The sequence below is a fragment of the Bradyrhizobium sp. LB8.2 genome (assembly GCF_040548035.1).
Taxonomy (GTDB): Bacteria; Pseudomonadota; Alphaproteobacteria; order Rhizobiales; family Xanthobacteraceae; genus Bradyrhizobium.
In genome coordinates this window covers 1-20,899 of the sequence record NZ_JBEPQV010000051.1, presented here as the reverse complement: position 1 = coordinate 20,899, position 20,899 = coordinate 1, and the positions used below count along the sequence as shown (strand labels likewise).

The window sequence follows — 20,899 nt, the reverse complement described above, 5'->3', positions numbered from 1 at the left end:
TGGCCCGTCTGCGACCTCGCAGACCATTTGCTCTTCGGCCGCTGTTGGCGGTAAACCGGACATCAGCGGCAGCCGCTAGATTTAGAGTGCGAAAAGCGTAACGCGGCCAGTGCCGCTGAGGTGGAAGAGTTCGCCGCCGAGCCTGTAGCGACCCGCAGACCGGTAGCTGCAAACGATAACAATGAGGGCGGGCCATGGCTGCTCGTGGCATTTCCTGACGATTGGTCCGCGACGTGTTGAAACATGGTCCAACACGGGGCTAGCGCCTCGGCGCGGGTGGCGTCGCGGCGGATCATTGGTTAGGGCTTACCCGTCTTCCCCGACGTGTCAGCGACGAAGCTGGCCAAGTTGGCCGCCTTCGCCTTTCCGCCGCCGGCCTTGCCGGGACGGCTGCCCTGCCGCGCCTCCCTCCGGATGCACCGCTTCATAAATCTGCCTTTCGCTTCGCGATCAGCTTCGCCCGTTGCGCCGGCGCCAGGTCGCGACGGATCAGGTTTTCGTCGATGTCAGCGAGCCAGACAACCGCTGACTACAAGAAGGCACAATGAATTTGCCGAGAGCAGGAACACTATTCACCGGGGCGAGGTTTGTCTTCATCAGAGGCTAGGCATTGCGGAGTTCTCTTCCATGGCTACCCAGATCGTGATGGACCACACAGGCGACAGCAGGCATTTCTTTGAGCAAGACCACCCCAAACAGCTCGCCCAGGCTGAGCGGCGCTTCAACAAGTTCATCGGCCAGGGATTTACCGCTGCCACTCGGACGGCGGCCGGCGATCTCGAGGTGATACGGTCATTTGATCCAACCGCGGAGGAAACGCTGTTTTATCCGCGCCTGGTCGGCGGTTAGAACGGTCGCAGCACGGACCATGTTTTTGTTCAGACGCAACGGCGTCGCCCGGGGAGCGAGTTTGCGTGCCCTGCGTGCGCTCTATCGGAGCTTCAACGAGCAAAATGGCCCGGACGCGAGTGCGCGTCGTCTTTTGCGAGAATGGTTATCTGCAGGGCAACGCGCGCAGTTTGATGCCAATGGTTTTTTCGAAGTCACTGGCTCTCTTACCGGCCGGAGATACCGAATCCATCAGGGCACCATGAGTAATGTTTTGGAGCTGGATGAGGCACTGGAGCCTAAGATGGGGTGGTGCTTCCTTCCCGAACGGAGCTTGGCAGTTGGCGATGTGATGCTCGCTCAGAAGATCGCGCTCGAAACCGACGAAGCCGCAGTTCTCGCGATCGCAAAGCCGTTTTCTCCGAGACTGCCCTTTGTGCCCCGAGCAGTGCGGCGCGCTCACTAGATCTGATCATGGGCGGGGCCGTCGCTTGTGACGGCCGCGGCCCCTCGCCGCGAAGGCGCCAGTACGCGAGACGAGGACGACTTCGCGACTGCATCGAGCATCGGCGCTGGGCCAGATCGACGCAAGAACGTCCGGGCGTTAGCGTTACTTGGGCTGCTTAACGGCGTCTGATGGCTTTGCGGGTGGGGACCGGGAGGCGATCGCTTCAACCTTTTGTAGCGTTCGTGCGAACTCAGAGCGCAGATGTTGGGCGTGCGCGACGTCCCTCGGCTCTGAGAGAAACGCGATCTTCACGAGGAAGCGGTTCAACAGCGACGCTATTCGAAGATTGTCGGAGTGTTGCGAACGCAGTGCGGTGAGTTGCCGACGCATCGCGACGAGATCAAGCGGTTCGTGGTCCGGCTGGTTTGTCAAACGAAACTGCCTGCAATCAAACGAAGCCGACGCGCCGAATATTATGGCGCGCCGACTTCGCCATGGGTGGTCCCGGACGGGGGCAATGTCCGATGTGCCAAGGTAACCCGCGGAAGGCTCGTCGCAATCTGAGGTTCAGATTAAGCTTGATATGCAGGGTGGAAGTTAATTCGGGAACCGAGAGGACGCGCCGAAGGTGCTGAGCCGGTGAATGCTAAGAAGGAACATCTAGGCCAGTGTGGGAATTCCTTGGCTGAGCAACAGCTGCGAAAGTTTGATGCGCTGCTATATCTTTACTCTCGACTACTGGGGCAAGACGCTCGATGTGCAGGAGATCGAGTGCGGCAGCGCGGAAGAAGCTCTTCAGCTTGGTTCTGCCGGGGTGGCGAAAGAACCGATCGAAGTGTGGTGTGGCCCCCGCTCGGTCGGTTTGAGCCACGGCCAAACGTTCTTGACAGCCCTCCGTCCTGTACACCACCCGTGGGGCAGCCCGTCTACGCATCCCGCAGGCGACGACTGCCTGCCGTCTTACTCTTGAGGATCACCGATGTCGAATGCGCCCAGCCGGTAATCTTCGCCAACCGATTGCTCTGTCGTCGGCCCCGCAATCAAAGCGAATGTCCCGTCGGGATAGCGCGTCCACACTTCGACGTCGGCTGCCGCCACGCTTATAGCCGTCAATGACGACGCTTCTTTCCGTCTGGATCGGAAATAATGTGGCTTGCGTCAGGCTTTTCGAACCCGCGTTTATGTCTGGCGACCTGTTGCAGGCGCACGGCTCACCGGCGCCACACTGGCAGCCAAGCTTTTCGCTCCAGGCCGGTCGGGGTGGTTCTCGCAGACAAGCCTAAGCCGAAGCAGATGGGACAGTTGGGATTGGTCATGGCATGAAAAAGCGCGCGGGCCTTGCTCCAGAGATCGCAAGCATACCACGCGCCTCGGTTACGCCGCCAATTCTTTGCGAACCGCGGCGGCCGAATTGCCTACCTTGTCGACGGCCTTCTGCAGCTCGTCCCTGGAGACACCAAGCTCCTTGGTCCAATACTTGACCTCGAAGTCTTCATTCATGTTGATCTTGCTCCGGTCGCGCTGGTCCCGTTTGGTGAGATTGCGCTCATCTCTTCCTCCTCCATCGCCTGAACAAGCCGTTCATCTCAAGAACGGTCAGCAGTCCATTGATCGTCCTCTCGCAGTCCCTCGGGCCAGGCTCCACATAGCGAGCCAAGATGGCTTGGGCTTCTTTTACCGCTTGGGTTACGCGATCCGGCATGCCGGTACTCCACTCACTCGTGGAGAAAAACGCCGTCAGGAGCGCCGCGTTCCCTTGCTGAGCCCCTTGAAAGAGCTGGCGCGCAGCAGGCCTTCAGATGTGATGTCCCGGTATTCGATGTCGGCATAGAACTTTGGCTCGACCCAGGTCGCCTTCGGCTTCTTGACGGGCCTGGTGAGCTTTTGGTTCGGGCTGACGACCGTATCGAGAGCTTTGCGGATCTCGGCCGACTTCGTCCGGCTCCAGCCCGTGCCGACCTTCCCCATGTACCGCAGCTCTTTCCCTTCCTTCTTGCCGAGGTAGAGCGCGGCAACGCCGGACGAGTCCTTGACGAAACCAACGACGGGGAATTTCTCACGTTGGACGGTCTTGATCTTCTGCCAGGCCTCGACCCGCTCCGACCGGTACGGGGCATCAACCCGCTTCGACACGATGCCTTCGTAGTTCAGCTTGCTGGCAGCCTCGAACAGCGCCTGCCCGTCGCCTTCATGGTGCTCACTGTAGAAGATCGGTGCTTCCAGCCCGTTCTCATCTATCAGCTGCTTCAGCAGCTCCTTGCGGGCAAGCTGAGACATTCTGCGAAGGTCTTTGCCGTCCAGGCACAGGAGATCGAAGGCGAAGTAAACTAGCCGGTCCTGGTCGCCTCTGCCGAGGTCCGCCTGAAGTTCTGAGAAGTTGGTTCGCTCCTTGTGGATGACGACCACCTCCCCGTCCACGATTGCCCGACCAGGGATGTTGAAGGCGTCGGCGATGACCGAGAAGCGATCGACCCAGTTGTGGCCGTTCCTGGTGAACGCCTTGCGGATGTCGCCGTCGATGTGGAGCTGGATGCGGTAGCCGTCGTATTTGACCTCGTGAATCCACTGAGCCCCCGAAGGAGCTTTCATCTTCAGGGTCGCCAGCTGCGGACTGATGAAGCCCCGTTCGGCCGGTGGTGCCTTGGTACGCTTTGCCACCAACGCAACTCACAAAAAGCCGCCGCCGGTGTTTGGGAGCCGACGGCGGGACAGTCTACCTTCTTGATCACGAGTCTCATAACTTCGGGGCTGCCAGCCTGTTCCGCGGAAGGCAATACAACCGCACCAGCGGATTCAGGTTGTGTTTCTGAGAACAAAGCCGAACACTAAGTGAACGCCGTATGATAATTCGTTCTCAGTACCGCCGCCACTGCGGCGCGCCCCGCCGGCGGGAGATCAGTACCGATAACGCAGGTCGACTTGGCGGGAGTTTGCTTGCACCAACGATTGGGTGCGGAGATGATGCGGAATGTCAAAAGCCATGGAGTTGATTGTCGCAGGTTATGTGAGGGGCAAGGATCGACGCGCTCTGACAGAATTGCTGGCGCATCGGCGCAAGATGCTCGGCGAGTTGCAGGCCGTCTCGGGTATCGATCCGACGAACGCCATTCAAGCCGTTCAGGCTGAACTTGCTATCATCGAAGTCGGCCTGGAAGAGCTTAAGCCGCCGCCTGGCTCGCTGCCCGAAAATGACTGGACCTAGCGCGTGCGCGTTAACAAGATCAACTGGGACAAGATCGGCCGCATGACAGAGCCCGGCCGTTACAAGTGCTTCTTCGGCTATCTAACCGTCTCCGCGGACGACGTCGAAGTGTGGACGCGCTATCCCGACGGGACATTCGCTTTGATTGCGGGGCCGACGACAGAGCAATCGGTCGGCGAAGGGTATCGTCTAGGCGCATTCGACATCGGTGATCCTCAACAGTAGGACAAAGCTACCGAAGGTAACATCATCATCATCTACCGCGGCCCGGTTTGTGATCTGGAATACCCTCGGGGCCAATACGGATTGTCCAAGCACATGGCGGGAAGTCCCGCCGCTGCTGCTCGGCACTGATCCCAAGATGTAAACTTGCACTCGAAGTATGTGCTGCCACCCCAGACCCACCTTTGCAGGCAAACCGGGTATCTGGGATCGTAAGTTTGCGCTGTGGCGGACGCGACCGCGGAGACTGTCGCACCGCCGAGTAATAGCCAACGTAACGTCTTGCGCATGGGCCGCCTCATTTTTGATCGAACGATAAACGCACCGACCGGCAAGTGGGTCAAGTCGGCCAGCATTCCGCAGGGCCGCCGACGTCCGATCGTTTGCACCTTCGCGCCCCCCAGACTTCCTAGACCGGATGTACGAGCATTGTTGGACGTTCTCAACGCACTGCGATAGCGGTTCCAGATTTAACTCTCCGCGGCGACATCAAGCTTAATCCGCAGTTTCGATTGCACCGGGGCTGCTGAACACTAGCCTCTCTGCACCGGACATTGCCCCCGTCCGGGCTCACCATGGTGAAGCCGTCGCGCCATTATATTCGGCGCGGCGGCTTCGTTTATGGGGGTGAGATGCTGTGCGCAAATTGCTTTTGATCGTCTTCGGCATCTGTTTTTGGATCGTGATGCTTGCCGCGATCATCACGACGGTGGCGCGCCTAGCGGCTGGCTACCGTTTGCGTGTTTCATGGAAAGCGGCTCTGGGCCGATGTGACCGCCCCCAGAGGGGTAGGTCAGGCTTCTGGCGCGGTCACCCCCGCAGACCGCCGCTGAACTTGCACACGCGACGCCGCGGATTTCGAAATTAATTTTGCCGGTGACACTTTTTGAAAACTTGCGGCCTAAACTCTGTGACTTGGCGGCCGGAAGCTAACGCAGATGCCGGGAGGGATTGAGATGGCGCCTACCCCCGACCATGTTTGGTTTTGGTTTTGCACGCAAACAAGGGGACTTGGGGAGTCGGTCCCTAGAATAGATGCGCGAGGGCTGTCCGCAGATAGGTACTGCACCGCACCGTTCGGCAGGTGTCCACGGCTACCCTTCGGTGACAACGAATACCTCCTGCGTGTCTTCGCGGTAATGCTTGCCCGGCTCTGTTTTCTCCAACTCGACCGCGGCCATGATGGCATCGGCATCTACAACGTCACGCTCAACGGTTTCCGTGTGATCGAAGTCAACCGCCCGGTTATCGTTCGCCGCACTCAGGCGGGGCATGGCGTTTCGCACCTGCCAATCCACATGGCCGGTCACGAGCGCAAGCTTGCCGGCCTTGTGTAGGCGCCGGCCCTGAGGCCAAGCGCCTCCCTGATACGCGCGCTCTCCGCTGGTTGCTTGCTCGGCCAGGATCGCGCGGTGTTGCTCTGGGGTGCGGGGTTGGTTGTCGTTATGGTCGATCATATTGCCTCGACGTTGTGCTTGATTGGCGCCTGTGCGGCTCTCGTTTGGTGCAGGGGCGGTTTCACACTCTGGCGCGGTCCCCGCCGGACATTTGGACAGGACACCTATAGTAAAGAGTCCTGTCCGTCCGGCTCCATCAGCGACCACAGGGGACACATACTTGATGTATGTGCCCCTACTCTGCGGTGACGCTGACCGTGATGGCAAACCAGACACCTTCGGACTTGTCCGGTTTTGTCCTGTCCTGTCCGGATCATAATTCCCAGATCCATTCCCTGCCGGCCCAAGCTCCAGTCCCGTATTGTCCCGAGCTGGCCGCCCGCTCAAGGGCACGATCGAACTGCTTTCGAACTGCGTCCGCTCTCTTTACTGGATCTATCTGAGCCGTCACATAACGACTGGTGAACTCAGTGCGAACCAGATCAGCGCGAATAGCTCGGACCTCCGATGCACCAGCTTCGCCACGAACACGAACCAACTCTCCATGATCCGCAAGTGCGCACTCAAAGGATTCGCGGAACGGCTTCTCCGTCTTTGTTGGACGAGGTTTCCGGGTTGGTACACGGCCACTTGTGTCGAAGTCCAACACCAGCGACGTGATCGGACTTCCATCGTCGCGACTACCAATTGTGACCGACTCCGTTACGATCGCGGCAATCGGCCCTTCTGGCGCGTCGCGGCTCTTAGATAGATGAAGATAATGATTGGCGGTTAGGCCGGTGATTTCGTCGCGCTCACAAGCCAGCATCAGGGCGAAATCAGCACCGGCTCGCGCGTTCGATGAACCGCGCAATCCCGCAGCCGCATTCTTGCCGGCGTGATGCACCAGAATAATGACGCAATCTAGTGCCTTCGATATTGGTTGAAGGCCATCAAAAACCTTCTGCCACGCCCCTGGATCGTTCTCCTTGTCCTCTGGGATCATTCCGGCAGCGGCGACGGTGTCGACAATGAAAGCGACAAGTTGGATGCCGAAGCGCTCGCGCATGTCCTTCGCTGCTTCGCTCAGCCTTGCTTTCAGCGCCTTATAACCGCTGTCATCAGAAATCGCGCCCATGTCGGTCAACAAATAGAACGGCAACTCGGCATCGGGCTTTGCCATGCGGGTGCGGCGCGCCTTCAATCTCCCGTCAATGGTGCCATCGCCCTCAGCCGCTAGGTAGACCACCCCGCCAGTCCGCTCGATATCGCGACCAGCCAGGGATTCACCGGTCATGAAGCATGTGGCCGCGTGAATAGCGAAGAATGTCTTGTAGGCACCCGACTGGCCACCGAAAAATCCCACGCCGGTTCGCGGCATTGTATCCCGCACGAGCTCTGGCTTTGGCATGTAGGCCCGGTCCTCTCCGAAAAAGACCAACTTGCCGCGAGGTGTTTTGTTGTCATTTGCAGCCGGAATCACAGGAGGCGGCTTGCCGGGCTGGTAACCGTAAGTCTTGACTTCAATTTTGCTCGGAAGCGCAACCATCACGCCACCTCCATCATGGTGGCGAAATCGGCGCCAGTTTCTACGGGGATATGGATGATGGCTTCGCGTCCGGCGCGATGCCATCGCTCGGCGCATTCTTTTGCAGCGGCAAGGCCGGTGCCTGTTGCATCGTCGTCCGCGAAGATGGTCAGGCATTCGATGCCGCCAAGCACCGGGAACGCCCTCATGGTGTTGGCGGACAGCGTTGCCCAGATCGGTACAAAGCTTGTCGCAATTGCGGTCTCGACTCCCTCCGCGATTGCCAAGCCGTAGTGGACGTCTTCGTCGGCGGTCAGACGCACGACGGCGTTCTTGGCGCGACCGCGCATCTTTCGCTCGACCTTTCGGCCATCACCATCCAGATATGTGCAATGAACGCCGCAAGGCTCGTTGGTGACAATATCTGTCATCAGCGCAACCATTGTGCGGTCGTTTTCTCTAAAGCGGATGGCATCGCCGCTGTAGGTCAGACCGCGCGATACCAGGTAGGAATCGGCCAGCGTCCCAGGAATCGGGAGGGCGTGCGCCCACCGCTGCAGGGCATTGCGGACCCGCGCGTTGTCATCATCGTCCCGCTCTGGCAGTCTGATTGCCGGCGTGTCGTCATTGGCAGGTTCGCGGCGCCAGTCATTCGGCAAACCGAGCCGTTCGCGGACGTAATCTCGGCATGCGCGCCAATCGTCGCCAGCGAATGACGTAACGCTGAATGAGCCGTCAGGTTTGAATTTGACCTTGAGGGATCTATCGCGCTTGCTGTGACTGGGACCGGGACATAGAACATAGTCTCGGACGGCGTTGCCGCCGAGGATGACGGCAATGCTACGAATTGATTGCATGTTCGGTCTGTAGCTCCACGAGGGAATTGAGGGCGAGTTCAGCCAGCGCCTTGTTGAACGAAGGGCTAAAGCCAGCGGTGCGCTCTTGAAAGGCGTTTGGCGCCATTACGTGGGCGGGCTCATCGCCACGCTGCCGCAAAGCCAGGTTGTACAGGCGCAAATGGTCGTTCAGTTCGAGGTCGAAACGCGCAAGCGTGCTACCTCCCGAAGGTGCCGGGCGGAGGGATAAGAATTTCAAGATGGAGATTCCCCTATCGGGGTTTCGGGTTGCACTCGGCCAAAGGGCCGATCGTGCTTTAGGCGGCTTGGGTGGCTTGCTTGTTGTCGTTTGCCAGCGTCACAACATTACCGACTTCTGAAAACACCTCAGTGAATCCTCTCGGATTAGGTCCGAAATAAGAGAATGCTTGGCCCATTGCGGGCGCAGCAAATTCCCCCTTTGGCGATACAAACTTCACTCGTCCGGTTGTGAAGCAGATTGCGTCAGACGACTTGAACAGCGCGTCAAACCACTTCGTATCGGTGCTGTTGTGCGTGAGCATGATGGCCTCCTTCACATTGCCAGCCTTGTATTCGGCAATGAGCTTGTCGACGAAATGCACAATCTCCGGCTGACTGTATGGCGGATTCATCCAGACCTTGCCAAGCCATGGCTTGTCCAGCCCGTCAGTTTCTGCCGTATAGAATGTCCTGGCCCTGACCGTCTCTTGAGCCATCGGGTTGCTGGCGGGGTCGACGTCAATCTGCCCCAAGACAGTGCGGGCTAATTCAACGTATCGCGCTGGCGTGTACCACTCGTTGTCGCCAGTGAAGCTGGTGCGGTAGGCTGCCTGTGCCTTCTCGCCCGCAGCCAGCAAGTCAGCAGTAGCTCGGTCTCCCTCTTGCTGTACGCGGGTGCGATAGTCATAAACGCGAGCCTCAAATTCTTCCTCCGGCACAGCTGCATATTTTCTGGCGCGGTCGGCTAGATGCTTATCAATTCCCATTTCTGGCAGTGTGATTGGTGCGGGTCCGTCCGTGTCCCGCACCTCGTATTGGTTGCTACCGCTTCCCTGCCCACCCTTGGCCAGCAGCCCTGCATCTCTCTGCATGGCCATAATCTCACCGATACGCCGCTCGGCGCGGAATCGGACGGCCATCATGTCGGCCTCAGCGCGTTTGTTTTTTGCCACCTTGGCGGCAGCAGCCATCGCTCGCGCCTTGTCGTGTATCCCCTTAATCTCGTCGACGGCCAGGGCTTCTGAAATGGCGCGGCAAGCAGCGTCGTACCTCATAAGGCCGGTTTGCTGGTTATCGTTCGCGTGCGGAACGGTCGACGTAATCCAGTCGGTGACACTCACGCCGCCACCGCCGGCTTAGTGTTATCGTTGGCCGCAGTCGACTCCCGCCGCCGCGATGCCATCCAGGAATCGAGGTCGGCGATGCTATAGACCACCGTCCTGCACAGCTTGTAATAAATCGGGCCGCCGCCATGACAGCGGAGCTTATCGAGCGTGGATTTCGATAACCGGAGATGTTCGGCTGCTTCGGTGACCCTAAGATGCATTTCAGCTCCCCCCAAATGTTGCCGCGACTATCGCGGTGATGGAGGGAATATGCTGATTGCTCAGCGTGATTTCCAACTAATCAAAAAGCCCAATAAAATAGGGAAGCATGCAATTGATTGTCTTGGGTTATTCGGCGTCCGAAATGGCCTTGTTGTAGGCGGTTATGCACGCCTCGACGTGCTTATCGCCGCGGCGGAAATCTTTCACGAGTCGCAGTAAGCGATCTCTCCGCGAAACACCTTCCGCCTCCATCCAATAGTTCGCGTGTCCAATCTCTATCCACTTATGGAGCCCAGACGATTTGCGGCCGCGACCACCGGCAAGCAGCATAGCGGCAAGCTTCTGCGTCTCTGGCTTCGCGTTGCCGGTTGCGATCGTTTCACGCGCCAGCTTCGTGGCCTCCTTCGTTTTGCCGTGGTTGAGCAGTTCGCGGATCTTAACAGCGGTGAAGTCTACGTTGAGCTTGGCCATTACTTCCCGCCGATCGCAGCGGCGATCGTGTCGCCGATCATGTTAGTAGCGGCGCGCAATGGTGCGTTCGCAAGGTGCGCATATCGGGCCGTCGTCTTCGGCTGGGAATGCCCAAGAAGGCCGCCAATTTGCACAAGGCCCAGCCCCTGGCCTGCACCGACTGCGGCATAGGAATGACGTAGATCATGCAGGCGGACATCATCAAGTCCGGCCCGACGGCGTATAGCCCGCCAAGGCCGGTTAAGATCTGCGCGGGGCCGCTCGTCCTTTTGGCCAGCGCTTTCGCCCGCAATGACATAGCGCCCGAGCTTCGGCAGGTTCTTCAGCACAGCCGTGGCAGGGTCGTTTAGAACGAGGGACTTTTTGCCTGTCTTCGAGTCGGGCAAGTTGAGCAGTCCGCGCTGCTTATCCCAGTCCGACCACCGCAGATGCAGAACCTCCCGCAGCCGTGCGCCGGTTAAGAGCAAGAGTCTGATTGCAGCGACGGCGTGCTGGTCGACCACGACGGCGCGGTTTTCAGGCTTCGGGGCATGCTTAGTCTTCTTGGCTGGGTCTGGCTCCCAGCGAATTCCGCGGGTCTCAGCATCCCGCAGCGCGGCTCCGAGCCGCTGGAATTCCTTGACCGAGAGGAAGCGTTCGCGGCTCTCCTCTTTGTACTTTTCAATTTTCTTGGTCGGGTTCGTCCCTTCCGGCACAAGGCCGCGCGCGTCGCCAAACGAATAAATAGCGCTCAGCACAGCGACGGCACGATTAGCCGTGACCGCCGTCTTGCGCAGCGATAGGTGGAACTTGGCGACCTCGGCGCGGGTAAGGTCCACAGCGCGCGCCGTTCCCAGTTTCGGTTTGACAAAACCGTCGATCAACCGGCGATATGTCGACGCCGTTCGATCCTTCCGCTTTGCTTCCACGTGGTCAGTTATGAATGCATCGGCCAGGTCTGATACGCTTATCGCTGCGCGCCCCTCGGCTCGCGCTGTCGCGGGGTCGTCGCCGATTCTGGCGTTTGCCAGCGCGTCCTTAGCGGCCCTGCGCGCCTTCTCAGCGGTTAGTGTGGATGCCGAGCCCAGTACTATTCTTTTCTTGGAAACGCCCCTACCGCCCGCGCCAGGGCGATATTCCACGATCCACGCCCTGTGCCCATTCTCGGTGATCTTCAGACCAAAGCCCTTCAGCTCTGTGTCCCAGTAAATGACGTACCGGTTGGCGTCTCTATTGGTCTGTGGAAACTCCGGCTTGATCGCCAGTGATGACGCGCCCAATCGAACCATCGGCATTCGGTGTCTCCCCCAAAGTAGCCACCCGGAAGCCACCGAAACGGAAAACTAGAGCTATCGTGCGGCAACACGGTGAAAGCAAAATAAAGGGAAATGGCCTATTTACAAGAGCTTAGTGTATCTCCGAGATATAGCAGGCAACCCAACGCAAACTATCAGTTAGGTTTTGTAAACCGAAGGTCGGGGGTTCAATCCCCTCAGCCGGCACCAGCGATTTAGCCGATATTGCAGCCTTACCGATCGGGGCTCCCTTTGTCCCTAATCAACGCTGCCAGCCGTCCACAGGTCTCGATTGTGTAAGGCTCCCCGGCCTTCCTCGGCATAACAATGACGCTGTCGACCAACTCGCGGAAAGCAGCGCCAATCTGATGGTCCACCTTGTCCCCGCTCCCCGAGATTTGCTCCAAGTTGGCTTTAAATCGCTCAAGTGCAGTGGGGTGCCCGCCGCGGCCAAGCAGGCGTTTGGGCCGATAGCAATTTCCTTGAAGCCGCAGCGAGAGTGGATTTCAGGTAGATAATGAAATCGATCTATTAGACATGGTCCTTATTGGGGCTATGCGCACGAAAAAGGCCCGGCGTGCGCTGCCCGGCGGAACACAGAATGTGATTTGTAAAAGTGGATCAATTTGTCGCGCGGTAGAAATTCTGCAGACGTTCGTCCCGGTTCACGATTGTTGCCGGAAATTAAGTTCCTGCTCATCCCTCGTTCATGTGCAACTTCCTACCGTGCCATGCGTTCCAGCGCTCCACAGGAGGACACCATGAAACTCAAGTTCGCACTCATCGGACTAATCGCGCTCAGCGGCGCCGCGTTCACCGCTAGTGCGGCATCGGCTATGCCGCTCGCCCCTCTCGGACAAACATCAAACGTTGAGAGCGTCGCATTGGTTTGTGGTCCGAACGGCTGTGTCCGCACGGCACCGGTCTATCGACGGTATGGCTACGGCGTCGGTCGCTATGGCTATGGCGTGCGTCGAGGTTACGGATACCACCGTGCGTATGGCTATCACCGAGGCTATCGCCGGTACTGATTGTTAACGGCGAGGCCGCCCCTTTGAGGCGGCCTCTCTCTTACAGATTGAAATACAACATAGAGACTAAGACCGTCGAAAAGACGCCCAGTCCAACGATGGCAAGTTTCAAAACCAGGTCGGCTGCCAAGCGCACCTCCCTCAGTTGTAAATTAGCCAGAATCATACGCCTTACTTCGGCGGTTGCAATCCGCGCGAGTTAAGCCATCCGTCAATGTTGGCGCCGGCATCGAATTCGCGGGCCTTCTTCAAAAACACTTCACGCTCCGCGTCGTCTGCCGGGAATTGATCTGCCTTTTCTCTCGCTAGCCGCGCTTCCTTGATAAGCCGCTCGCCTAGCGTCCTGTCCTGTTTCAACCGGTGGCGCTTCATGAAAATCCTCCTTCATGATTCGCTGTACCGGAAATCTTTTCGGGTCCTCCAAGGTTCCAATGGGCAATAATATTGCACGAGGGCGTTCGCTTGGCGGAACACCCTCGTTCGCAATTTGTACGCTAGGACCAGATCGGTCTATGGGCGACGCCCGAGGACGAACCGGCCCCGCGGGCCGCTCCTCCTCCGACCAGACACCAAAAGTCACAATCCCCGGTGTTTCCTGTCGGCTAAACTGACCAATCCCCTCAGCTGGCACCAGCTTTTGACGCGCGGCTCTCAGCTCGACGACTTTCGCGCGCTCCCGCCTTGAAGATGCTCGGCGCCGTCGATCTCGACCCACACTTGTTTCGACTGCTCGAAAACCGATTTGATCGGGGCCGGGAAGTTCGGGTCCGCAATCGTGCCGACGGCGACTCCGATCAGCGCGGGCAGATTGTCCGCCTTCCAATAGACGGTTGGGCCGCAATCGGTGCAGAAATGGAAGCGCACCTTGCCGCCCGCATGCGGCTGGCCGGACGTATTCCTTCGGCGCGCCCGAGATCGTGCGACCTCAACCGGATAAAAGGCACCGACGCCGAACGGCGCGCCGGTTCGGCGCTGGCAATCGACACAATGACAGGCGGCTACCAGGTTGGATGGACCCGGAAGCGAAAGCCTGACGGTCCCACAACTGCATCTGGCATCGATCATCGAGCACCTCCGCTTCCTCACGTTTCGAACGCCCGGTGTTTTGTTCCAGCAGAGTCTGCATGGGCGATGGTGCTGGTCCTGTCCTGCCGCAAGTCGCGCCGATGACGGCCCTCACTTCCTCTCCACCTCGAACGCCAGCAGTACGTTGCCGGCAATGCCGCTCCACTGGCCATAGCCGGAATTGGTGTAGAGCATGCCGCCGGCGATGACCGGCCCCGGGCCGTCGATTGCGCCGCCATAAGCGGGGACGCCGTTGACGGCTTTGAAATCCTGCGCGGTGTCGAACTCCCACAAGAGCTTGCCGTCGGCGGTGGCGTAGGCGCGCAGGAAGCCGCTGACGCCGCCGGAGAACAGGACGCCCGGGATCAGGCTCACCGCCGCCGACAGCGCGGGACTGCATTGGGGGCGGTCACCGCAGGCGACCGGCGGCACTTCCATTGCAATCTTTCCACTGACGAGGTCGAGCCCGAACAGACCGCCGCCCTGGGTGGAATCGAGCCGCCGCGTGCCGTCGCGCGTAAAGCGCACGTCGGAGTTCGCGACATAGATGCGGTCCTGGTCGGCGGCCGAGCCCCACTCGCTGCCGCCGAGCGCGCCGCCCTTCCCGATCCGCGTCTGCCACAGGATCTTGCCGCCGTCATCGGGATCGAGCGCGTGCACGACGCCGGATTTCTGCGCAATGACGAGCACGCGCCTGTCGTCGCGCAGGGTCACGAGAATTGGCGACTGGCCGAAATCGTGATCGGGTCCGTGATCCTCGGGACAGTTGGTCTTGTCCGCGCTGTAGCACGCCACGACATAGGCGTCCTTCGGCGTCGCCTGCTGCTTCCAGAGCAGCTTTCCTGTCGCAAGATCGAAGGCGAGGATCGCGTCGCTGGTTGGGGACGGCGGATTTGAGTAGGAATTGCTGGTCGCGACATAGATCGCGCTGCGCTTCGGATCGATCGTCGGAGCCGACCAGACGGCGGCGCCGGACGGGCCGAATAGCTGCGTGCCCCTCGCATTCTTGCCGGTCGGATGCGGCACTTCGGGAATCGTATAGGCCTGCCAGACTGTCTTGCCGGTCGCGGCGTCCAGCGCCGCCACGCTGCCGCGGAAGGTACAGCATTCGTAAGAGGCCTGCGAGCCGACGGCTTCCTCGAGCGAGGACACCGGCACGTAGAGCACGCCGGAATGCAGCGTCGGCGCGCCGGTGATGCGCGCAGCCGCATGCTCCTCGACCTTGGTTTTCCAGATCACCGTGCCGGTCAGCGCGTTCACGGCATAGGCGTTGGCGCGCAAATCGCCGAAGAAGATCGCGAACTGATCGGAGCCCGGAAGCTGTGCAAAGCTGATCGCGGCGCGCACGGCGGCATCGGCCGCGAATGTCCACAGCGTGCAGCCGCTTCGCGCGTCAAGCGCGTGCACCTTGCGGTCGGTGCCGCCGATGAACAGCAGGCCGCCCACGATGGTTGGCGGCGCAAAGGATACCGAGGCGCCGGGAAACGCGTAAGTCCATTTCAGCCGCAGGTGCGGCACCTGCTCCGCGGTCAGACCGGCCATGTCGGCCGGCTGGAAGCGACTATTGTTGACGTCAACGCCCCATCCGTTCCATCGTGGGCCGTCTAGCGTTTGCGGGAAGCCGCCGGTCTGCTGCGTGCAGCGTCCCTCCGCGTCGACCGCACTGGCACTGGTCGCGGACTTGCCGGTGACGAAGGCGGCAATTGCACGGCGCTCTCCGTCGCTGCGGTCCTTAGCCATCGTTGACATGCTGCCGGAGGTCAAAGTCTCCAGCACATGATCGAACGACATCGCCTGCATGGCGCTGCGGCCCGGCACGCGGTTTTGGACATCGCCGTCGTGACACTGTGCGCACTGTGTTGCGTAGAGCGCAGCGCCGTCCTGCTGCGCCAGTGCCGGCGCGGAGCACCAGATCAACAGAGCGGCTACGACAAAACTCGTCCTCATGGCGTGCTCCGGCATCGTCACCGCAATGCGAGATCGCTTCACACAACTACAAGTGTATCGCGACGGCCAGCACCGAGGCAATGGACGTTCCGCTCGGGCCTGTCACACATCCGTGGCAATGCGGGCTCCATCCGGCAATTCATCCAGCCGCCACAGCCCGAGGCTCTTGTCGCGCCAGCCGCCACCGCCCTCCTCGCAACGCTCGCTGATCAGTTCGCGCGGCGCCGGCCAGTCGAACGGCGCTTTCTCCATGTTCAGCGCCCGCCAGTCGCCGTCCTCGCAATCGCGATTGCCGTCCCATTCGGTAAACGTCGTGACCAGCAGGAAACGCGCGCCACTCGTCCGGAAGCGGTCGACGGCACGAACGACGTTGTCGAAGCTCAAATGCACCAGGCAGTCCCGGCACAGAACGACATCCGCGCGCGGCAGTGCATCGCGCGTGATGTCGGCAACAAGAAATCGGCCGGACAGTTCGCCGCGAGCCGCGCGCCCGTTGTTGGCCGCGATCAGCGACGGCACGATGTCGATGCCCGTGTAGTCGAGATCGAGCCTCATGCGGCCGATCCAGCCGGCATCGCCGCAAGGCGCATCGAGCAGCGAGCGCACGCCGAGCCGTTGCAGCAATAACGGAAGCGCCTCGCGGATCGCGGCGGTTGCGGCATCCTCCGAGCCGAGGCCTGACACCGAACTGGTCGCGCCCCACAGGTTCGTCTGCTCGATCCGCTCGAACCGCGCGACGAGGTCGAGGCCCGCGAAACTGTCGCGGTCGGCGGCGAACCGCTCATGGGCGAGCACAGGTGGACGATTGGCGATCATGGGACGGGGTGTGACTTCCGGCGCAACCGCAGTATACAGGCAAAGCGAGCGGTCCAAAATGGTCCGTAAACGAACCTGCTTACGTCATCCGTCGCGTCTGGGCCCATGCGCTCCAGCACAGCCAAAGAGAAGGCCAGGATCGCCGCCGACGCGGCGACGGCCGTCATCATGACGGCCGTGCTGTTCGTCATCGCGTTCGGTTTTCTGCTGGCGCGATAGCGCGCGCGGCGACCAAAGCCGCCGCGCAGACTTACGCGGCACGCACGGTCCGCAAGAACTTCCCGACTTCGTCCTTCGGCCGGTTGCTGTCGGTCGCCAGCATCTTGGCGGTGGAAGGCACCTGCGAGGAGGCCGAGCCGGTCTCGACCGCGCCGCGCTGCACGTCGGTGATGTTGGTGGAGACCTGCTGGGTGCCGTGCGCGGCCTGCTGCACGTTGCGCGAAATCTCCTGGGTCGTGGCGCCCTGCTCCTCGACGGCCGCGGCGATGGTCGACGAGAGCCGCTCGATCGTCGCGGAGATTTCGCGGATCGGGCTGACGAATTCCTGGGTCGCGGTCTGGATGCCGGAAATCTGCTGGCTGATCTCGCCGGTCGCTTTCGCGGTCTGCTCGGCCAGCGTCTTCACCTCGGCGGTGACGACCGCGAAGCCGCGGCCGGCCTTGCCGGCACGTGCCGCCTCGATCGTGGCGTTCATCGCCAGAAGGTTGGTCTGGCCGGCGATGGTGTTGATCAGCTCGACGACGTCGCCGATGCGCGTCGCCGCAACCGAGAGCTCGCTGACGCGCTCCGTCGTGGTGCGGGCCTGGGTGACGGCCTTCAGCACCGGATCGCAGCCGGCGAACACGGCCTTCAACTGGTAGCCGATGCTCCTGATCTGGCCCGCGCGCGCCGGATCGTCCTGCTCCGCCGCCTCCAGAAATTGAGGGGTTTCATCGCGGTTCTGGATCGCGGTCTTGAGGCGATTGGCATTGCCCGCCTGCGTAGCCTCAGTGAAGACCGCATAGAGCGCGGCATGATAGGTCTCGGCGCGGCGCTGGGGCCCCGTCAGGTTGAGCGCGGAAGATTGCGCAGCGGAGAGTTCGGCGAAGCCGTCGACGGTCGCCGAAAGTTCGTCCCGAACGCGGCGACGGCGGCAAGCACGCTGCCCATCGGCGGTCCCGATTTCTGCCAACGCTTAATCCCCGCGTCGAGCATTGGAACCCGCGGACGTTAAAATTTAATGCCAAATGCACCGGCATAGTCTTACGAAAGAATAACCCTTTTGGAGTCTCGACGTAAGCTTCGCGTAAGCTTCAGCCGTTGGGGCGCGATCCCGACAGGGCCGGCGCGGAACCGGTTGCTCGCCTCAGCCGTTGTCGGCCCATGCGGATCCGAGAAGAAAACCGAAACATGTTTCTGCTGTCGATAGTCACGCTGTGCTGTGGCGTCGTGGCTGGCACAGTTGCGCTGTTCGAGCTGACACTGGGGCCGGCTCCGGCACAGCAGATGGCCGAAAGGGCTGCTATCGACGTAACCGCGCCGACACCCGTTCGGGTGGTCGGGGCGCCGTTCGAGCCCAACGTCAATCCGCGGGAGCGATAGCGCTCACCCCGGCGAGACCTCCGTGCCCTCCTCGGGCCGGCTTTGGGCCCGCGCCAATTCTTCCACGAACGCGATCACTTCCGCCCGCCTGTCGGGCGGCAGCGACAGGAACGCGCGAACGAGCCTCAAGCCGTCCGCTTCGTCCGAATGGTCCGTTTTGGCATCCATTCCCCACTGTCAGGCGGGCGGGAAAAATATGCAATCCCCAACAAACACCTTCTTGATTCGGCTGGCCAGCTTTGCTGGAATAGCCCCAACAAAGGTGCACCATGAAGTGGATCAGGGAACGCGACGCGCTGATCGCGCAGACAATGGCCTTCGTCCAATCGGTAACCGGCAAAACGGATGACCTCCATCCGCCGGAGATCCCGATGGCGGCAGCGGCCGCGCCGGTGGAGATCATCCCTCTCGAGACCGTCGTCGAGATCGAACCGCTTCGGCCCGCCCCGCTGGCGCAGCCCTCACCTGTCTTAACGCCGCAGGCGGCGCGCTACGACGTCCGAGCCGAGATGCAGACCCGCATCGCCAATTTCCGCAAGCATCAGGAGCGGTTCGAGCGCGAGCGCGAGGAATATTGCACGGCCACCCTGACCAAACTGCGCGCCGCCATCCGCGACGTCTCTCCCCGTCCAGCGGCTGAAAAGTAAAGCCGGGCCTCCTGTCGCGGGCCTACAGCCAGGACCACACCAGCCAGAGATTGGCCGCACAGGCGCCGAACAGCGCCAGCGTCAGGGGCAGCAGCATGTGCCCGCAGGAGGTTTTCAGGTCGCTCGTCATGGCCGAAAACATCCGCTGATTCCGCCAAACGAGTCCCAGGGATTCTTTTTTTCGGGATTCAGGACTCGTTAAGGACTCAGCGCCCGGCGCCGCACATCACGGCCATGTGATCAACCGGCCGACGGGAACCCCTTCCCCGCAAAATCGTTATCGCGGTTTCCGGGAGCGGGAAGAATGCCTTACGCCCTGTTCTGCAACGATGCCCAGATCAGCAAGGCCTACCCTGATGAGTCCGATATCTGGAAGCTCGCGCAGCGGAGTGGCCTCGTCGTGGATGTCAGTGCCGACGACGATCGCCTCGGCCCGCGCCGGGTGCTAGACAATGATTACGAGATCAAGCCGTGCCAGGCCGCACAGGGCGAGGACCCCGCCAGGAACAAGGCCGAGGCCGATCGCCAGTCCAGGTTGGAACTTGAGCTGAATTCGTAGGATCCGACTGGACGCCTGAGAAAGTCAGAGCCGGGAAAAGTCTCAGGGCGTCGCGGTTGCCAGCGAGGCCTGCTCGCCCGCCAGGGCCACGCAGGCCTTCCGGCGATGCAGCCCACGGATCGCGCCGGTGACCTTCAGCACCTTGCCGAAGGAGCATGAGGCGTCCTTGACGAAGGCCACCTCATAGGGTGCCAGCATCAGAGGTTCGGATTTGAGGATTGTTTGGGCAGCGCACGGCAAACTGACGAAGCACGAGAGCACCACTGCCGACACCAAGATACGCATGTCCGTCGTCCCACCAACCCGGTAATTGTCATATAACGCGTTCCGGCGCGTGAGTTCCGTAAGCGGCAAAAATTATTTTTGCTTTACCCGAGCTCCGTGACGCGCGTGAGAAGGCGCACGCTGGAATGTTCGCCTGCAAATGACGCGCCAGATGGTTGATGCAATGCAAACAAAAGGCTGGCCCACGAGGGCCGGCAAACGAAAGGCCGGCGGGAGCCAGCCTTTGTCAGATCGTGGTCGTTGGTGACGCGTCAGTAGCGCGAGGCTGCCGGACCGCCCCAACCGAAGCGGTAGTTCACGCCGACCTTGACGGTATGCTCGTCGTCCCGGCCCCGGACGCCGATGATGTCGGGCGGACCGGAGGTGGAGGTGAAGGTCGTGCTGCCAAAGTTGTAGTATTGGTACTCGGCCTTGGCCGACCAGTTCGGCGCGAACATGTATTCGAGGCCGGCGCCGACGGTATAACCGTCCTTGCTGTTGCCTGTAGTGGTGAATGTCTGCGGCACGCCGGCGACGTTGACTCCGAGACCGCCATTGCGCCAGGCGTAACCGCCCTTGGCATAGAGCAGCGCCGGACCCCAGGTGTAGCCGATGCGGCCAGTCACCGAACCGATCTGGTCGGTATTGGACGTCACCTGCGAGCCCAGCGGGAACGTGACACCGTTATTGTTGGTCGGCAGCCAGGAATACTGGGCCTCGATACCCACGACCCAGTTGGGCGCGAACTGGTAGTCGAAGCCGCCCTGCACGCCGCCCAGGAAGCGCGCGTCGCTCGACTGGAAGCTGCTGTCGCCGGCAAAGGCGCCGCCGACATGGCCGCCGATGTAGAAACCGGTCCAGTTGTAGATCACCTGCGGCGGCGTGTAGGCCGGAGCCTTGGTGTAGGTGCGGGCCTGCATATCCGCTGCTGCGGCCGGCGCGGCCAGCGCAAGCAGAGCGACTGCGCCCAGCAAAATCGTTTTCATGATCATCCCCGTTCTTTCATTAACGACACTCAGGAAACAACGTGGCGTGAATTGGGTTGCTTCGCGGCGATGCCGGAACGTTGATCGTTCGCAACTGTGACAGAGCAGCAACAACGCGACTTTGTTCCATCACGTAGCCTTGTACCGGCTGTTTTGCTAGGGTCTGTTGGGATTCAGGATTCTCATCGGGGCTTGGTTGTGATTCAAGCTTGGGATGGACCGATTCGTTTTGACTGATGCCCAATGGGCG

General features: G+C 60.7%; 27 protein-coding genes and 2 pseudogenes. 8 read left to right on the top strand and 21 right to left on the bottom strand.

The genetic code is table 11. The annotated features are described in order from the left end of the window. Window positions 1-627: 627 nt before the first annotated feature. On the top strand, window positions 628-849 hold the full coding sequence (locus ABIB06_RS36840) for a hypothetical protein (protein ID WP_247342440.1): 222 nt from the start codon (window positions 628-630) through the stop codon (window positions 847-849). A gap of 19 nt (window positions 850-868) precedes the next feature. Further along, a complete protein-coding gene (locus ABIB06_RS36835; protein ID WP_354070215.1) occupies window positions 869-1,294 on the top strand; it encodes a hypothetical protein in 426 nt (141 codons plus the stop codon). 942 nt (window positions 1,295-2,236) lie between these two features. On the opposite strand, the gene ABIB06_RS36830 is transcribed toward ABIB06_RS36835, so the two are convergent. From ABIB06_RS36830 to ligD, 3 genes and pseudogenes are all read right to left on the bottom strand, one after another. Continuing rightward, window positions 2,237-2,374 (bottom strand): hypothetical protein, encoded by a 138-nt coding sequence (locus ABIB06_RS36830; protein ID WP_354070217.1) that lies wholly within the window; start codon window positions 2,372-2,374, stop codon window positions 2,237-2,239. Between the two features lie 276 nt (window positions 2,375-2,650). Further along, window positions 2,651-2,818 (bottom strand): annotated as a pseudogene (locus ABIB06_RS36825) (DUF3606 domain-containing protein); the annotation flags it as partial. Window positions 2,819-3,013: 195 nt separating this feature from the next. Then, window positions 3,014-3,934, bottom strand: a complete 921-nt coding sequence (gene ligD, locus ABIB06_RS36820) for a non-homologous end-joining DNA ligase (RefSeq protein ID WP_354070219.1) — start codon at window positions 3,932-3,934, stop codon at window positions 3,014-3,016. Between the two features lie 310 nt (window positions 3,935-4,244). Between ligD and ABIB06_RS36815 the strand changes: the two genes are divergently transcribed. Next, entirely contained in the window at window positions 4,245-4,478 is a 234-nt protein-coding gene (locus ABIB06_RS36815) for a hypothetical protein (RefSeq protein WP_354070221.1), read from the top strand. A 3-nt stretch (window positions 4,479-4,481) separates the two neighbouring features. Next, the gene (locus ABIB06_RS36810; protein ID WP_354070223.1) at window positions 4,482-4,703 is read left to right on the top strand and encodes a hypothetical protein; all 222 of its coding nucleotides are present in this window, start codon (window positions 4,482-4,484) and stop codon (window positions 4,701-4,703) included. Window positions 4,704-4,735: 32 nt separating this feature from the next. Here the strand turns inward: ABIB06_RS36810 and ABIB06_RS36805 are convergent, their stop codons facing one another. The 9 genes from ABIB06_RS36805 to ABIB06_RS36765 form a co-directional block, all read right to left on the bottom strand. Then, on the bottom strand, window positions 4,736-4,990 hold the full coding sequence (locus tag ABIB06_RS36805; RefSeq protein WP_247395067.1) for a DUF3551 domain-containing protein: 255 nt from the start codon (window positions 4,988-4,990) through the stop codon (window positions 4,736-4,738). Between the two features lie 804 nt (window positions 4,991-5,794). After that, on the bottom strand, window positions 5,795-6,157 hold the full coding sequence (locus tag ABIB06_RS36800) for a hypothetical protein (RefSeq protein ID WP_354070227.1): 363 nt from the start codon (window positions 6,155-6,157) through the stop codon (window positions 5,795-5,797). A gap of 253 nt (window positions 6,158-6,410) precedes the next feature. Further along, a complete protein-coding gene (locus tag ABIB06_RS36795; RefSeq protein WP_354070229.1) occupies window positions 6,411-7,625 on the bottom strand; it encodes an AAA family ATPase in 1,215 nt (404 codons plus the stop codon). Beyond that, entirely contained in the window at window positions 7,625-8,461 is an 837-nt protein-coding gene (locus ABIB06_RS36790) for a DUF7146 domain-containing protein (RefSeq protein ID WP_354070231.1), read from the bottom strand. The genes ABIB06_RS36795 and ABIB06_RS36790 overlap by 1 nt, the downstream gene beginning before the upstream one ends. Next, on the bottom strand, window positions 8,445-8,699 hold the full coding sequence (locus ABIB06_RS36785; RefSeq protein ID WP_354070233.1) for a hypothetical protein: 255 nt from the start codon (window positions 8,697-8,699) through the stop codon (window positions 8,445-8,447). Before ABIB06_RS36785 ends, ABIB06_RS36790 begins: the two co-directional genes overlap by 17 nt. A gap of 58 nt (window positions 8,700-8,757) precedes the next feature. After that, entirely contained in the window at window positions 8,758-9,801 is a 1,044-nt protein-coding gene (locus ABIB06_RS36780; protein ID WP_354070235.1) for a DNA N-6-adenine-methyltransferase, read from the bottom strand. Continuing rightward, on the bottom strand, window positions 9,798-10,007 hold the full coding sequence (locus ABIB06_RS36775) for a helix-turn-helix transcriptional regulator (RefSeq protein ID WP_354070237.1): 210 nt from the start codon (window positions 10,005-10,007) through the stop codon (window positions 9,798-9,800). The genes ABIB06_RS36780 and ABIB06_RS36775 overlap by 4 nt, the downstream gene beginning before the upstream one ends. A 127-nt stretch (window positions 10,008-10,134) precedes the next feature. Continuing rightward, entirely contained in the window at window positions 10,135-10,479 is a 345-nt protein-coding gene (locus tag ABIB06_RS36770; protein WP_354070239.1) for a hypothetical protein, read from the bottom strand. Then, window positions 10,479-11,753: a site-specific integrase gene (locus ABIB06_RS36765; RefSeq protein ID WP_354070241.1), complete on the bottom strand. Its 1,275-nt coding sequence runs from the start codon at window positions 11,751-11,753 to the stop codon at window positions 10,479-10,481. The genes ABIB06_RS36770 and ABIB06_RS36765 overlap by 1 nt, the downstream gene beginning before the upstream one ends. Window positions 11,754-12,514: 761 nt before the next feature. On the opposite strand from ABIB06_RS36765, the gene ABIB06_RS36760 reads away from it, so the two are divergent. After that, window positions 12,515-12,784 carry a hypothetical protein gene (locus tag ABIB06_RS36760; RefSeq protein WP_247353219.1) on the top strand — a complete coding sequence of 90 codons (270 nt, stop codon included), beginning with the start codon at window positions 12,515-12,517 and terminating at the stop codon, window positions 12,782-12,784. A gap of 171 nt (window positions 12,785-12,955) precedes the next feature. On the opposite strand, the gene ABIB06_RS36755 is transcribed toward ABIB06_RS36760, so the two are convergent. The 5 genes and pseudogenes from ABIB06_RS36755 to ABIB06_RS36735 all read right to left on the bottom strand — a co-directional run. Beyond that, the gene (locus ABIB06_RS36755) at window positions 12,956-13,156 is read right to left on the bottom strand and encodes a hypothetical protein (protein WP_354046517.1); all 201 of its coding nucleotides are present in this window, start codon (window positions 13,154-13,156) and stop codon (window positions 12,956-12,958) included. A 279-nt stretch (window positions 13,157-13,435) separates the two neighbouring features. Further along, window positions 13,436-13,849, bottom strand: a complete 414-nt coding sequence (locus ABIB06_RS36750; RefSeq protein WP_354046515.1) for a GFA family protein — start codon at window positions 13,847-13,849, stop codon at window positions 13,436-13,438. A 111-nt stretch (window positions 13,850-13,960) separates the two neighbouring features. Then, on the bottom strand, window positions 13,961-15,796 hold the full coding sequence (locus ABIB06_RS36745) for an outer membrane protein assembly factor BamB family protein (protein WP_354046513.1): 1,836 nt from the start codon (window positions 15,794-15,796) through the stop codon (window positions 13,961-13,963). 102 nt (window positions 15,797-15,898) lie between these two features. Beyond that, window positions 15,899-16,612: a class I SAM-dependent methyltransferase gene (locus ABIB06_RS36740; protein WP_354046511.1), complete on the bottom strand. Its 714-nt coding sequence runs from the start codon at window positions 16,610-16,612 to the stop codon at window positions 15,899-15,901. Between the two features lie 250 nt (window positions 16,613-16,862). After that, window positions 16,863-17,429: pseudogene (locus ABIB06_RS36735) on the bottom strand (methyl-accepting chemotaxis protein); the annotation flags it as partial. 572 nt (window positions 17,430-18,001) lie between these two features. Between ABIB06_RS36735 and ABIB06_RS36730 the strand changes: the two are divergent. Further along, entirely contained in the window at window positions 18,002-18,193 is a 192-nt protein-coding gene (locus ABIB06_RS36730; protein ID WP_247443354.1) for a hypothetical protein, read from the top strand. 3 nt (window positions 18,194-18,196) lie between these two features. Here the strand turns inward: ABIB06_RS36730 and ABIB06_RS36725 are convergent, their stop codons facing one another. Then, the gene (locus tag ABIB06_RS36725) at window positions 18,197-18,361 is read right to left on the bottom strand and encodes a hypothetical protein (RefSeq protein ID WP_247443351.1); all 165 of its coding nucleotides are present in this window, start codon (window positions 18,359-18,361) and stop codon (window positions 18,197-18,199) included. Between the two features lie 101 nt (window positions 18,362-18,462). Between ABIB06_RS36725 and ABIB06_RS36720 the strand changes: the two genes are divergently transcribed. Continuing rightward, entirely contained in the window at window positions 18,463-18,840 is a 378-nt protein-coding gene (locus ABIB06_RS36720; protein WP_354046509.1) for a hypothetical protein, read from the top strand. A gap of 304 nt (window positions 18,841-19,144) precedes the next feature. Beyond that, window positions 19,145-19,399 carry a hypothetical protein gene (locus ABIB06_RS36715; protein WP_247353201.1) on the top strand — a complete coding sequence of 85 codons (255 nt, stop codon included), beginning with the start codon at window positions 19,145-19,147 and terminating at the stop codon, window positions 19,397-19,399. A 42-nt stretch (window positions 19,400-19,441) separates the two neighbouring features. Here ABIB06_RS36715 and ABIB06_RS36710 read toward each other — a convergent pair whose 3' ends face one another. The 3 genes from ABIB06_RS36710 to ABIB06_RS36700 all read right to left on the bottom strand — a co-directional run. Next, window positions 19,442-19,684, bottom strand: coding sequence for a hypothetical protein (locus ABIB06_RS36710; protein WP_345946858.1), 243 nt, complete (start codon window positions 19,682-19,684; stop codon window positions 19,442-19,444). 251 nt (window positions 19,685-19,935) lie between these two features. After that, the gene (locus ABIB06_RS36705; protein ID WP_247443348.1) at window positions 19,936-20,649 is read right to left on the bottom strand and encodes an outer membrane protein; all 714 of its coding nucleotides are present in this window, start codon (window positions 20,647-20,649) and stop codon (window positions 19,936-19,938) included. Between the two features lie 19 nt (window positions 20,650-20,668). After that, window positions 20,669-20,899, bottom strand: a 231-nt coding sequence (locus ABIB06_RS36700; protein WP_354070243.1) for a hypothetical protein, incomplete at its 5' end; no start/stop codon positions are given.

Bases quoted from the DNA above. Each gene is read 5' to 3' on its own strand.
- ABIB06_RS36840 (WP_247342440.1), top strand. From the start codon at position 628: ATGGCTACCCAGATCGTGATGGACCACACAGGCGACAGCAGGCATTTC.
- ABIB06_RS36835 (WP_354070215.1), top strand. From the start codon at position 869: ATGTTTTTGTTCAGACGCAACGGCGTCGCCCGGGGAGCGAGTTTGCGT.
- ABIB06_RS36815 (WP_354070221.1), top strand. From the start codon at position 4,245: ATGTCAAAAGCCATGGAGTTGATTGTCGCAGGTTATGTGAGGGGCAAG.
- ABIB06_RS36805 (WP_247395067.1), bottom strand. From the start codon at position 4,990: ATGCGCAAGACGTTACGTTGGCTATTACTCGGCGGTGCGACAGTCTCC.
- ABIB06_RS36800 (WP_354070227.1), bottom strand. From the start codon at position 6,157: ATGATCGACCATAACGACAACCAACCCCGCACCCCAGAGCAACACCGC.
- ABIB06_RS36795 (WP_354070229.1), bottom strand. From the start codon at position 7,625: ATGGTTGCGCTTCCGAGCAAAATTGAAGTCAAGACTTACGGTTACCAG.
- ABIB06_RS36790 (WP_354070231.1), bottom strand. From the start codon at position 8,461: ATGCAATCAATTCGTAGCATTGCCGTCATCCTCGGCGGCAACGCCGTC.
- ABIB06_RS36775 (WP_354070237.1), bottom strand. From the start codon at position 10,007: ATGCATCTTAGGGTCACCGAAGCAGCCGAACATCTCCGGTTATCGAAA.
- ABIB06_RS36770 (WP_354070239.1), bottom strand. From the start codon at position 10,479: ATGGCCAAGCTCAACGTAGACTTCACCGCTGTTAAGATCCGCGAACTG.
- ABIB06_RS36765 (WP_354070241.1), bottom strand. From the start codon at position 11,753: ATGCCGATGGTTCGATTGGGCGCGTCATCACTGGCGATCAAGCCGGAG.
- ABIB06_RS36760 (WP_247353219.1), top strand. From the start codon at position 12,515: ATGAAACTCAAGTTCGCACTCATCGGACTAATCGCGCTCAGCGGCGCC.
- ABIB06_RS36755 (WP_354046517.1), bottom strand. From the start codon at position 13,156: ATGAAGCGCCACCGGTTGAAACAGGACAGGACGCTAGGCGAGCGGCTT.
- ABIB06_RS36750 (WP_354046515.1), bottom strand. From the start codon at position 13,849: ATGATCGATGCCAGATGCAGTTGTGGGACCGTCAGGCTTTCGCTTCCG.
- ABIB06_RS36745 (WP_354046513.1), bottom strand. From the start codon at position 15,796: ATGAGGACGAGTTTTGTCGTAGCCGCTCTGTTGATCTGGTGCTCCGCG.
- ABIB06_RS36740 (WP_354046511.1), bottom strand. From the start codon at position 16,612: ATGATCGCCAATCGTCCACCTGTGCTCGCCCATGAGCGGTTCGCCGCC.
- ABIB06_RS36730 (WP_247443354.1), top strand. From the start codon at position 18,002: ATGTTTCTGCTGTCGATAGTCACGCTGTGCTGTGGCGTCGTGGCTGGC.
- ABIB06_RS36725 (WP_247443351.1), bottom strand. From the start codon at position 18,361: ATGGATGCCAAAACGGACCATTCGGACGAAGCGGACGGCTTGAGGCTC.
- ABIB06_RS36720 (WP_354046509.1), top strand. From the start codon at position 18,463: ATGAAGTGGATCAGGGAACGCGACGCGCTGATCGCGCAGACAATGGCC.
- ABIB06_RS36715 (WP_247353201.1), top strand. From the start codon at position 19,145: ATGCCTTACGCCCTGTTCTGCAACGATGCCCAGATCAGCAAGGCCTAC.
- ABIB06_RS36710 (WP_345946858.1), bottom strand. From the start codon at position 19,684: ATGCGTATCTTGGTGTCGGCAGTGGTGCTCTCGTGCTTCGTCAGTTTG.
- ABIB06_RS36705 (WP_247443348.1), bottom strand. From the start codon at position 20,649: ATGAAAACGATTTTGCTGGGCGCAGTCGCTCTGCTTGCGCTGGCCGCG.